Below are 11,438 nucleotides of genomic sequence, written 5' to 3'. Positions count from 1 at the left end.
CACGTCCGTTAAGACACTAACACCTGAAGCTAGCGCGTCTACCAATTCCGCCACCTTCGCATACCGTACAAAATCTGGGGTGGCTAATGGGACTCGAACCCACGACAACTGGAATCACAATCCAGGGCTCTACCAACTGAGCTATAGCCACCACACCTACTGCTTACTTCTTTGTTAACGCGGTAAAACTACCACCGCAGCTCTTGCGCACAAAATTAATGGCGCGCCCGACAGGATTCGAACCTGAGACCTCTGCCTCCGGAGGGCAGCGCTCTATCCAGCTGAGCTACGGGCGCGTAGCGCCGTTGCGGATGGGCATACTACGGACTTGGGTCGATCCTGTCCAGTGCTTTTTTCACAAAAAATCCTGTTTGATTACGCTTTGTGCATTCTGTCTACTGCGCAGTCGTTTTCAGCCGGTTCCTGCCGCTAAATAGCTGCTTTTTAACTCCTGGCCAGCTAAAAAAAAGGAGAATCAAAGATCGCCGCGCAAATGATAATTAAGGTATTTCAGTAGCCTGAGCTGGCGACGCAGACGCGAAGGCTGCGAAATCAGTCGATACAACCACTCCAGACCCATTTTCTGCCAGATCTTTGGGGCACGCTTCACATGACCGGTGAAAACGTCATAGGTGCCGCCTACGCCCATATAGAGGGCGTCCGGGTAAACCGCTTTGCAGTCACGCATCAGCACTTCCTGGCGAGGCGACCCCATAGCCACGGTGACAATCTTCGCTCCACTGGCCACAACACGGGCAAACAGCGCCTGGCGGTCGGCTGGCGTGAAGTAACCATCCTGTGAACCTACAATGTTCACATTCCACTGACGGCGGAGTTTATCCACCGTCTGCGAGAGAATGGCCGGTTTACCACCAATCAGAAACACCGGGGTACCTTCCCGCCCGGCGCGCTCCATTAGTCCTTCCCACAAGTCTGCCCCGGCAATCCGTGAAACGGCAGCCTGCGAATACTTCTTGCGGATGGAACGCACAATGCTGATGCCATCTGGATATTTATATTCAGCCGCATCAATCAGCTGATGGATCTCCGGCTGACTCTCCGCCGTCAGCACTTTCTCAGCATTGATCGCGACCAGCGTGCCGGTTTTGAACGTGCCCTGCTGACAGAGGTAGTCCAGCATCCCGGCCATATCGCTAAATCCCAGCAGCGTGAAGCCGCGGATCTGATACAGCGGGACAGATGAAGTGGAGTCCATGCTCGGTTCCTTAAGGTCAAATACAACAAATCTGGCCAGAGGCCGGATAAAAATCAGTTCTGCCCTGGCAGCGATACCGCCATTTTACGACTGCGAATCAGGCCCGCGCTGTCGAGCAGCCAGAAAATCAGCTTGGCGGCAACCACGGCGACGGCAAAAATCAGGCAGAAAAACACCACGCGGGAGGCAAAAGAGTCCAGCCCTTCGCGCGCGAGAACAATCATGTTGAACACCGCGCCAAAACAGAAACTCTGCAGCACAGCGGCCTTGTAGCGGTTAGTCTCCTGCTGGCCTTTCTGATAGAGCCAGTCGAACCATTTAATGATCATCCCTACGGCGACTGCGCCCAGCGGAATAAACCACGCGCCACCCATCACCACCAGTGACCCGATCAGCGTTGGCGAGATTGCCAGTCCTGAGTGATTGTTCAGGACTTCCCAGGTGAAGTAGTTGCCGCTGTTCAGTACCACAGACGGGCGGTCCGGCCACAGCCAGCCGGGAATGAAGACATAGAAGTCCCGGATAATCGGGGCCAGTCCCTGGAAATCAATCTTGTCGTAATTCTGCAGCAGCAGCCCCAGATTTTCCCACGGCGAGAAGGTATCGCGCGTCAGATAGAGGAAGGTGTAAAACGCCTCAGATCCGCTGACGTCCAGGTTATAGCGTCGCAGTGCCAGCCAGAACATCCCCACCACACCTGCCACGCCCGCCATCGCCAACATCCACAGCGTGATCCAGCCGCGGATAATGCCGATAAACAGAAACAGTGCAAAAGCGATGATGATGTTGGCCCGCGTCCCACCGACAATCACATAGGTCAGCAGGCCAAACGCCACCGTTGCCGCCAGAAAAAACAGCCAGTTTTTAAAGCTCTGATTGAGGAAATAGACCACCAGCATCGCCGGAATGAAAAAGTAGAAAAAGCGCTTCAGAGCCACGCCCGAGACTTCGGCAGAGAAGATCTGGCTGTAGCTGTGCAGTTTAAACAGCAGAAAACCGTTATGCAGAAAGAACACCAGTACCGTGCCCAGCGCAATCAAGGCCAGAATGCCCCATGTGAGGTGGGCTTCCACGCGATTGATGGTAAAAACCTGCCGTGAAGGCACTTCGCTCTTCGCCCGTAACCTTGTTTTGTAGCTGACGTAGTAAATGGCATAGAACCCGGTGGCAGAGAGCATCGCCTGCAGCAGGTATTCGGGTGGCACCACCTGAACGTTGAAACCAAACATCAGCAGGCTGGTCAGCGGAAAACCGAAGTAGAAGGTCAGCAAAAACAGTAACGAAAAGAAGACGTTGAAATTAAAGCGTACCCGGCGAAACTCACGCCCGGTCAGGGTCAGGATCACTCCCAGCGACAGCAGCCAGACCACCAGCAGCCCGGCGAATTGCGACAACATCATGCCGTTTCTCCTTCCGCCAGGGACAGCGCCTGCTGCCAGCCCGCCACATAGGCTGGCTCAAAGAAAGCGATTGAGGATTTGTCCAGCAACGCCATCTGCCGCTGCGCTTCGGCCACCACTGAAGCATCAAGCTGGTCTCCGGCGAACAACACCGGCACCTGCTGCTCGGTCAGATCCTGCCAGAAAGGATTTTTGCGGTTAACCACAAAAGGAATATTCGCCTGAATAAGCAGGCACAGCGTCCCAATGCCCTGCTGGCGCTCAAAAATAAAATAGCCTAAATCACAGCGCGAGATCAGCTGCAGATAGGCCGGAAAATCGAGCTTTTCAGTGAGGAGATGTAACCTTTCTTCCGCAAATAATGCCCTGCCAGCCTCACGAACCTGGCTGATATAAGCTTCGTTATTTTCCGGGTAGCCCAGTGGCACAATGACTTTGGCCCTGTCACCAAATTGCCGATGGATCTCCTGCAGCGCCTGAATATGTCTGTTGCTGACATCCCCCGAATTGCCCACCAGGATCGTCAGATCCTCGCTTTTTTGTGCCGCAGGCAGAGCAACCTGCGCCATCCGCGTCGGGAAGTACAGCAACGAAACCGGCACTGAAGGATTACGCTGCTGAAAATAGCTGATATCCCCACGAGTGGCGAACACGTGCCCCACCCGTTTATGCGCCAGCCTGCGTAGCAGGTAGAACAGGCGGAATTTCAGACCGGCGGCCTGTTCATACAAATCCGCCCCCCAGACATGCCAATAGACCTGCAACGACCGCAGCTTGCCCGTCAGCAGCGCCAGCCACAAGGCCGGATTAAACTGCCCGTGGAAGAAGAAGCGCGTGCTGCGGTCGGCCCTGGCGAGTACCGTCACCGCCCGGGCTATCGCCCCCTTGTCAGCAAACCAACGGATCGCCAGCCGGTCGTAGCCAGCAGCAGCAGCGGATGCTTCGCCCACCACCCAGAACTGACGCGGCGCAGAGCGCGGAACCGCCTCAGAAACGATGTCGTTGAAAAACCTCAGCACGGTCTGATTATGATGAGGAATGGCCGAGCCGAGCACGTGTATCAATGTTGTCATACTTGTCTACGATAAAGAAAAAATACACCGACGCAGAGCGCAAAATAGGTGATGTAAGTAGCCATATAGGCCTGAGCCGCCCCGGTGGCACCCTGCAGTGGGATCAGCCAGCGCGCAAACAGCGTCAGCAGTAAAAACTGGCTGATTTCGGTCAGGATATAAAAACGCAGTGACGCTTTGGCGATCACCAGGTAGCCAAAGATGTAAGAGCCGACTTTGAACACATCGCCAGTCAGCTGCCAGACAAACAGGTCACGCATCCCATTGAATTTGCTGGAGAACAGCAGCCAGATAGCCACATCACGCAGTAGCCAGACCGTCAGGCTAACCGCCATCACCACCGGAAAAACAAACCGCAGCGAGCGGAAAATCTCTCGCGAAACAGCCTCTTTGCTGGTCAGCCTGGAGAGCGTCGGCAGCAGATAAACGCTGAATGAGGCGGTAATAAACTGCAGGTAAGCATCCGAGATACTGGTCACGCCCTGCCACAATCCCACCTGTTCCCAGCCGTTGTGTTCAGCCAGCAGGTTACGCATCATGATCCACGCCACCGGCAGGGTTACCGAGGTGATCAGTGCCATCAGCGTAAACTTGCTGAGATTGCGGGCGATATCGGTATTCCACGACGGTTTAAGGAAACGCAGCGGCAGATGATCACGCTTCGCCAGCACCACCGCCGCAGGCAGCACTACCAGCGCCGGAACCATCGCCATGCCCACCAATGCGCCGCTGTAACCACCCAGCCAGTAACAGACAAACCACGCCGCCACGCCCGCCAGGCTGCCAAGGATTAGCGCCAGCGCATTACCCCGCGCATCGCGAAAACCTTTCACTATCGCCAGCGCCAGGTTAGCCCACGCAATCCCCGCCTGCAGGAAGGCGACAATGCGCACCACGTTCTGGTAATCGCCATGACCAAACAGCCCGACGCTTATCGGTTCAGCAAACAGCAGGAAGACCACAGCCAGCAGCGTTGAGAACCCCAGCACCATTGCTGAAGCCGTCCCGGTGAGAGCCCGTAGCTGGCCGGGCTGCTGCTGATATTCCGCGACGTATTTGGTGACGCCGTTAAAAATCCCCGCCCCGGCCAGCACGCCCAGCACGGTGATCAGCTGGCGGAAATTGCCCGCCTGCCCGACGCCGCTGGGACCAAACGACACCGCCAGCATTTTAACCACCAGCAAACCGGCAGCGATTTTGACCAGCGTGGACGCGGCTGTCCACACCGAAGCCTTTGCCAGTGACATATCAGGAAAAATAGCTCAGCAGAGAGTTGATCACCGTCTTCTGATTGTTATCAGACAGGTTGTAGAACAGCGGCAGGCGCAGCAGGCGCTCACTCTCAGACTGCGTGTAACGATCGGCGCCAGAGAAACGGCCAAAACGCAGCCCCGCAGGCGAGGAGTGCAGCGGGATGTAATGGAACACCGCCAGGATCTCCGCCTCCTTCAGCCACTCAATCAGCGCCGAGCGGTCGTCGTTATCGCGCAGCTTGATATAAAACATATGCGCGTTGTGCTGACAGGCTGACGCCATCGACGGCAGCGAGATCCTGCCGCTGGCCGCCACGGGTTGCAGCGCATAGTAATAGTTCTGCCACAACCGCAGGCGCTGCTCGTTAATACGCTTAGCCTCCTCCAGCTGCGCCCACAAATAAGCAGCCTGCAGATCCGCCATCAGGTAACTGGAGCCGATATCGCGCCAGGTGTATTTATCCACCTGCCCACGGAAGAACTGGCTGCGGTTGGTGCCCTTTTCACGAATGATTTCTGCCCGCTCGACCAGCGCAGGATCGTTAATCAGCGTCGCCCCGCCCTCACCGCCTGCGGTGTAGTTTTTGGTTTCATGAAAGCTGAAACAGCCGATATGGCCAATAGTACCCAGCGCTTTGCCTTTATATGTGGACATCACGCCCTGCGCAGCATCCTCAACCACGAACAGTTTGTACTTCTCAGCCAGCGCCATGATCGCGTCCATTTCACAAGCGACGCCCGCGTAATGTACCGGCACGATAGCGCGGGTTTTCTCCGTGATGGCCGCTTCAATCAGGCTCTCATCAATATTGAGCGTATCCGGACGGATATCCACGAACACGATGGTCGCCCCTCGTAGCACAAAAGCATTGGCGGTGGAGACAAAGGTGTAGCTGGGCATGATCACTTCATCACCCGGCTGGATATCGATCAGGATGGCGGCCATCTCCAGCGACGCGGTGCAGGAGGGAGTGAGCAGCACTTTTTTGCTGCCGAATTTGTTTTCCATCCACTGCTGGCAGCGTCGGGTAAATCCGCCGTCGCCGCACAGCTTGCCGCTGGCCATGGCCGACTGCATGTATTCAAGTTCGGTTCCCACTACCGGTGGGGCGTTAAACGGGATCATAGGATTACCTGTAGAGCCAGTAAGCGGTGCGTTCCAGCACGCCACCGCAGCGAAGATAAAGTCGGATCGCGGGCAGGTTGCCAAGCTGGGTGCCAACATGCAGTCGGGACAGATGCCGGGCGCGGCACCAGTCAATGGCTGCCTCAACCATTCTCTGTCCAACGCCCAGCCCCTGAGCCTCAGGCAGCGTAGCCAGCAGGCCGATGCGCGCGCTGCCGTCCGGCAGTTCACGCAGCGAGACAAAACCCTGCATCTCGCCCGCTTCGCTCACCGCCAGCAGGCACTGGTTATCGAACGTTCCCAGCACCGCGTTTTCCACCCACTGGGCATAAAAACGGCCACTGTCGCCAGGCTGATACCAGGGTTCGCGAAACCGGCTGTGCGCAAAGGCCCCGCTGGCCGCCTCCCGCAGGGCTGGAATATGCTCTTTCCTGGCGATACGGATCCCTTCCGGCCGCCCGCCCGTGCCGATGCCGAGCACGAAGTCCGCTTCGCCTTCCACCAGGCGAAAACCCAGACGGCTCAGGGCATCCAGTTCCGCCGTCTGCTGAGACAGTACTTTAACCTGCACCAGCCCAAACACCTGCAGTTCGGCCTCGTTAATCGCCGCCTGATGCGTATCCAGACTCAGCAGAGCGCTGTTCACTTTGAAGAACGAGTTTTCCCACTTCAGCGGCGTGAGCTGACCCTGCACAGCCTGAGCAGCAGGCGTCACTGCCAGACCCCTTTGGTATCGACAATGAAGTGAGATTTCAGCCGGTCGTTGCCCACCGCCCTGAACTGCGCGTGATCCACCAGCATCACCAGCACATCAGCCTGCTGCAAAGCGTCATCCAGCAACACCAGATCGGCTTTTCCGGCCAGCGCCTCCGGCAACTGATGAATGTTAGGTTCCACCACCAGCGTACAGCCCTGATGCCAGTCAGCAATCATCTCCACGACTTCCATCGCCGGGCTTTCCCGCAGATCGTCAATATTCGGTTTGAACGCCAGGCCGAAGCAGGCAATGGTCAGCTCGCTGGCGCGTTTGTCACTGGCGACCAGGCATTCAGCCAGAGTCTTTTTCACCTGCTCCAGCACCCAGTGCGGCTTGCTATCATTCACTTCACGCGCGGTGCGGATTAACCGGGCCTGAACCGGGTTCTGCGCCACGATGAACCACGGATCAACCGCGATGCAGTGGCCACCAACGCCAGGACCGGGCTGCAGGATATTGACGCGCGGATGGCGGTTAGCAAGGCTAATCAGCTCCCACACGCTGATCCCCTGATCGGCACAGATCAACGACAGCTCGTTGGCAAAGGCGATGTTCACGTCCCGGAAGCTGTTTTCGGTCAGCTTGCACATCTCCGCAGTCCGGGAGTTAGTAACCACACACTCACCTTCAAGGAAGATTTCGTACAGCTCGCAGGCCATTCTGGCGCTGGCAGGCGTCATGCCACCGATGACGCGGTCGTTTTTAATCAGCTCGACCATTACCTGCCCGGGCAGCACCCGCTCCGGGCAGTAGGCAATATGGATATCCGCCTGCTCACCAGCCTGCTGCGGGAAAGTCAGATCGCTGCGAGCCGCCGCCAGCCATTCGGCCATCTGCTCGGTAGCACCCACCGGCGAGGTGGATTCGAGGATCACCAAATCCCCTTTTTTCAGTACCGGCGCAATCGACCCGGCAGCTGCTTTCACAAACGCCAAATCAGGCTGATAGTCATCTTTAAAGGGTGTTGGCACCGCAATCAGAAATGCCTCTGCCGGTTCCGGAGTGGTCGCGGCCCGCAGATAGCCCTGTTCAACCGCCGTTTTCACCACCCGGTCGAGGTCTGGTTCGACAATATGGATCTCACCGCGGTTGATGGTTTCAACCGCATGGGCATTGATATCAATGCCGATCACGGATTTCTGCCGCGAGGCAAAAGCCGCGGCGGTGGGCAGGCCGATATAGCCCAGCCCGATAACTGATATGGTATTGAAAGTCATAGCGTTACCCGATTATTTTTGAGTGCCTGCACGATACGTTCGCAGGCCAGGCCGTCGCCATAGGGGTTATGGGCACGGCTCATGGATTGATACGCTTCTTCATCTGTCAGCAGGCGTGTCACCTCACTGACGATTTTCTCTACATCGGTACCGACCAGTCTCACCGTCCCGGCCTCTACCGCTTCCGGACGCTCGGTGGTGTCACGCATCACCAGCACCGGCTTGCCCAGCGACGGTGCTTCTTCCTGAATACCGCCGGAGTCGGTGAGGATCAGCCAGGAGCGCACCATCAGGTAAACAAACGGCAGATACTCCTGCGGCTCGATCAGCACGATGTTGTCGATATCGCGCAGGATGCGGTTCACCGGCTCGCTGACGTTAGGATTGAGGTGGACCGGGTAGACAATCTGCGCCTGAGGATGCAGGCGGGCGATTTCCGCCAGCGCGCTGCAGATGCGCTCAAAACCGTCGCCAAAACTCTCGCGGCGGTGCCCGGTAACCAGAATCATCTTCTTATTGGCATCCAGGAACGGATAGCGCGTTGCCAGCCCGGCGCGAAGCGCATCATCGCTCAGCACCCGGTCGCGCACCCAGAACAGAGCATCAATCACCGTATTACCGGTCACGAACATGCGCGTATCACGCAGATTCTCACGCAGCAGGTTCTGCCGGGCAGTTTCTGTAGGGGTGAAGTGATAAGAGGCCAGATGGCCGGTCAGGGTACGGTTAGCCTCTTCAGGCCAGGGAGAATAGAGATCGCCTGTGCGCAGGCCAGCTTCCACATGACCTACCGGTATCTGATGGTAGAAAGCGGCCAGACTGGCGGCAAAAGTGGTGGTGGTGTCACCATGCACCAGCACCACATCCGGGGTGAATTCGGCAAACACTGTTTTCAGCCCTTCAAGAATGCGGCTGGTGATCTCGGTCAGGCCCTGGCCGGGACGCATAATGTTGAGATCGTAATCCGGAACGATGGCAAACAGCTGCAATACCTGATCCAGCATCTCGCGGTGCTGTGCCGTGACGCACAGCCGTGCATCTATCTCGCTATCCTGCGCGAGTGCATGAACCAGCGGCGCCATCTTTATCGCTTCCGGGCGCGTGCCAAAAACAGTTAATACTTTCACTGTCACTCTCTTCCGTTCATCTGTTAAGTAACGATAAGCTGGCGTGCGATTAATCGCGACGCCGACGTACCAGCGCAGTCCCTGCTCCAGTTAAGGCACCCACCGCACCCCACATAATCATCAAAAACAGGCGACGAGGGCTGTCGCGTTTTACCGGTTCTTCCGGGGTCCGCAGATAGCGCCAGGTCTGGAAAGTATTCACCAGCGTCGGGCCAACGTTCAGCGTGTTCAGCATGGCTCTGTTCTGATCATAGTCCAGATCGTAACCAGGCCCGGTGGCCTGCAGGTTCTCCAGACGAGCCTGAAGCATTGAACGGCCCAGCAGGAACAGCTCGGAATCCGGCAGCTGTTCGGATGGCGTATCCGTTTTCGCCTGTTCAAAGCCCTGCTGCTGAGCGATTTTCAGCGCCTGCTGCACGCTGTTCACCTGGCGGTCATAGATAGCTTTAGCCACCGCTTCCTGCCGTTTTACCTGTGCTCTGAGCTGGACGGTTCTCGCCGCCCAGGCACCAGCCAGCTCCTCGTTAAGATGAGAAGCGGCGCGCTGATTAGCAAACGCCACGTACTGACGCAGCAGCGTGTTGGCTTCCGGTGCGGTTTCCGCTATCAGCCTGACGGTATCATTGAGATTTTTTGCTGCGTCAGCGGGCTGATACTGAATGTTGGCGATCAGCTCATCCAGCAGCGCAGCATCATCACTGGCGGTGCCAGTCTGCCGCTTTTGGTAGTATTGGGTCTGCAACCAGAATTCGCGACGGGTATCGTAAGCTGAAAGCTGCATCACGAATTCCTGGTAAGCTTCCTCCATCACTGAAGGAGGTGTGACACTGCTGTTGTTACTGCTGCGCGCATCCAGATTGTTGAGAAATTGCTGTTGTGAATAGAAGCCGCTCAGCATGTTGACGGTTGGACGATCGGTAATAGCCGTTGTGCTCCATTTCGGGGTCATCAGTAACGAGCAAAGATAAGCCAGTAGCGCAAACAGCAGCGCGCCACCGATGATCCAGCGCTTGCCACGCCATAAAGTGCAGCAAAGCCCGCGGATATCCAGCTCGTTATCTGCAACGTCAGGATGCGTCATACTTCATATTCCTTGTTTTTCAGGGTATTGAGTTATGTCTTTCAGTCGAGAACCAATTATTGCGCTTTGCGCAGCCGTCTTTTTACTCTCTTAATCAGTCGCGCTACCCGCCATGCACGCTTGATGCAGTAGCCATAAAGCATAAACGCCAGCAGGAACAGCAGCAGCATTGCCCAGTCAGGGACAAAGCTCAGGGATTCGCCCAGCACCCCCACAACGGCCAGCAACGCGGCGGCCAGGGTGATCAGGAAGCAGGCCTGTTTAGAAGTAAACCCGGCGCGCATGATCAAATGGTGAATGTGCTGGCGGTCAGCGGAAAACGGGCTCATCCCTTTGCTCAAACGACGATACATAATAGCCACCATGTCCATCAACGGGATGGCAATCAGCCACAGGGCAGTCACCGGCGTGATGGGGTGATACTGGCCCTGAGTCGCTTCCAGCAGGATCCAGATGATGGTGAAGCCGATCAGCGTGCTGCCCGCGTCGCCCATAAAGACTTTATAGCGGCGACCAAACACGCCAAGGTTCAGCAGGATATAAGGCACGATGGCGGCAATCATCGAGAAACACCACATCGCCAGGCTCTGCTGCCCGTCGAGCAGCAGAATGATCCCCATCGCCAGGAAGGTCACGCAGGAAAGCCCGCCCAGCAGGCCATCGATACCGTCCACCATATTGAAGGCGTTAATCGCCGCCCAGACAGCGAACAGCGTCAGCACGTAGCCAAACGGACCAACAATCAGCTCCCACGGGCCAAAGATATAACCAAGGCTCAGCAGATAGAGCTTGGCCTTGGTCATCATGATCACGGCGATAGCGGCCTGCACAAAGGCGCGGATTTTTACGCTGATATCAAAGCGGTCGTCCAGCGCCCCGACCAGCACCAGCATACCGGCGCAGCCCAGATAGAGCAGAACGTGAGGAATGTAATAGTCCGCAATGGCAAAACCAAAACAGATTCCGGCAAAAACAGAGATCCCGCCGACCAGAGGGATCACACCCTGATGACGTTTGCGGTAGTTGGGCTTGTCCACCAGGCCAACTTGTTTAGCTGCTTTACGGGCGAAAAAAAGAAAAACCAGTGAAAACACAAAAATTAAAGCAAGCTCAGTACTCATATTGAGTAAATTCACATTAACCAGCTCTCTGCTAAGAATCTCGCACTGTTATAGGCAATTTGTATGC

General features: G+C 56.5%; 10 protein-coding genes and 2 tRNA genes. All 12 read right to left on the bottom strand.

From position 1 onward, the window contains the following. Positions 1–75: 75 nt before the first annotated feature. Positions 76–151 (bottom strand) — tRNA-His (locus GSQ70_RS20995). 68 nt (positions 152–219) lie between these two features. Beyond that, positions 220–296, bottom strand: a tRNA-Arg gene (locus GSQ70_RS20990). Between the two features lie 179 nt (positions 297–475). Further along, positions 476–1,216, bottom strand: coding sequence for a lipopolysaccharide N-acetylmannosaminouronosyltransferase (wecG, locus tag GSQ70_RS20985; protein WP_158784326.1), 741 nt, complete (start codon positions 1,214–1,216; stop codon positions 476–478). A gap of 53 nt (positions 1,217–1,269) precedes the next feature. After that, a complete protein-coding gene (gene wzyE, locus GSQ70_RS20980) occupies positions 1,270–2,616 on the bottom strand; it encodes an ECA oligosaccharide polymerase (protein ID WP_158784325.1) in 1,347 nt (448 codons plus the stop codon). After that, positions 2,613–3,689 (bottom strand): TDP-N-acetylfucosamine:lipid II N-acetylfucosaminyltransferase, encoded by a 1,077-nt coding sequence (locus tag GSQ70_RS20975; protein WP_158784324.1) that lies wholly within the window; start codon positions 3,687–3,689, stop codon positions 2,613–2,615. The genes wzyE and GSQ70_RS20975 overlap by 4 nt, the downstream gene beginning before the upstream one ends. Then, positions 3,686–4,936: a lipid III flippase WzxE gene (wzxE, locus tag GSQ70_RS20970; RefSeq protein ID WP_158784323.1), complete on the bottom strand. Its 1,251-nt coding sequence runs from the start codon at positions 4,934–4,936 to the stop codon at positions 3,686–3,688. The genes GSQ70_RS20975 and wzxE overlap by 4 nt, the downstream gene beginning before the upstream one ends. A 1-nt stretch (position 4,937) precedes the next feature. Further along, on the bottom strand, positions 4,938–6,068 hold the full coding sequence (rffA, locus tag GSQ70_RS20965; RefSeq protein WP_158784322.1) for a dTDP-4-amino-4,6-dideoxygalactose transaminase: 1,131 nt from the start codon (positions 6,066–6,068) through the stop codon (positions 4,938–4,940). A gap of 4 nt (positions 6,069–6,072) precedes the next feature. Continuing rightward, positions 6,073–6,783 carry a dTDP-4-amino-4,6-dideoxy-D-galactose acyltransferase gene (gene rffC, locus GSQ70_RS20960; protein WP_233268385.1) on the bottom strand — a complete coding sequence of 237 codons (711 nt, stop codon included), beginning with the start codon at positions 6,781–6,783 and terminating at the stop codon, positions 6,073–6,075. Beyond that, a complete protein-coding gene (wecC, locus tag GSQ70_RS20955; protein ID WP_158784321.1) occupies positions 6,780–8,042 on the bottom strand; it encodes a UDP-N-acetyl-D-mannosamine dehydrogenase in 1,263 nt (420 codons plus the stop codon). The genes rffC and wecC overlap by 4 nt, the downstream gene beginning before the upstream one ends. Then, positions 8,039–9,169, bottom strand: coding sequence for a non-hydrolyzing UDP-N-acetylglucosamine 2-epimerase (gene wecB / locus GSQ70_RS20950; RefSeq protein WP_158784320.1), 1,131 nt, complete (start codon positions 9,167–9,169; stop codon positions 8,039–8,041). The genes wecC and wecB overlap by 4 nt, the downstream gene beginning before the upstream one ends. 49 nt (positions 9,170–9,218) lie before the next feature. After that, on the bottom strand, positions 9,219–10,250 hold the full coding sequence (wzzE, locus tag GSQ70_RS20945) for an ECA polysaccharide chain length modulation protein (RefSeq protein WP_158784319.1): 1,032 nt from the start codon (positions 10,248–10,250) through the stop codon (positions 9,219–9,221). 56 nt (positions 10,251–10,306) lie between these two features. After that, on the bottom strand, positions 10,307–11,386 hold the full coding sequence (gene wecA, locus GSQ70_RS20940; protein ID WP_158784318.1) for a UDP-N-acetylglucosamine--undecaprenyl-phosphate N-acetylglucosaminephosphotransferase: 1,080 nt from the start codon (positions 11,384–11,386) through the stop codon (positions 10,307–10,309). Positions 11,387–11,438 lie beyond the last annotated feature (52 nt).

Origin of the sequence: Pantoea sp. BAV 3049 (assembly GCF_009765445.1) — a bacterium.
Classification (GTDB): domain Bacteria; phylum Pseudomonadota; class Gammaproteobacteria; order Enterobacterales; family Enterobacteriaceae; genus Erwinia.
This window is presented reverse-complemented; position numbering and strand designations above follow the sequence as displayed.

Excerpts from the sequence above, each read along its gene's own strand:
- wzzE (WP_158784319.1), bottom strand. The coding sequence starts at position 10,250 with ATGACGCATCCTGACGTTGCAGATAACGAGCTGGATATCCGCGGGCTT.
- rffA (WP_158784322.1), bottom strand. The coding sequence starts at position 6,068 with ATGATCCCGTTTAACGCCCCACCGGTAGTGGGAACCGAACTTGAATAC.
- wzyE (WP_158784325.1), bottom strand. The coding sequence starts at position 2,616 with ATGATGTTGTCGCAATTCGCCGGGCTGCTGGTGGTCTGGCTGCTGTCG.
- GSQ70_RS20975 (WP_158784324.1), bottom strand. The coding sequence starts at position 3,689 with ATGACAACATTGATACACGTGCTCGGCTCGGCCATTCCTCATCATAAT.
- wecG (WP_158784326.1), bottom strand. The coding sequence starts at position 1,216 with ATGGACTCCACTTCATCTGTCCCGCTGTATCAGATCCGCGGCTTCACG.
- wzxE (WP_158784323.1), bottom strand. The coding sequence starts at position 4,936 with ATGTCACTGGCAAAGGCTTCGGTGTGGACAGCCGCGTCCACGCTGGTC.
- wecC (WP_158784321.1), bottom strand. The coding sequence starts at position 8,042 with ATGACTTTCAATACCATATCAGTTATCGGGCTGGGCTATATCGGCCTG.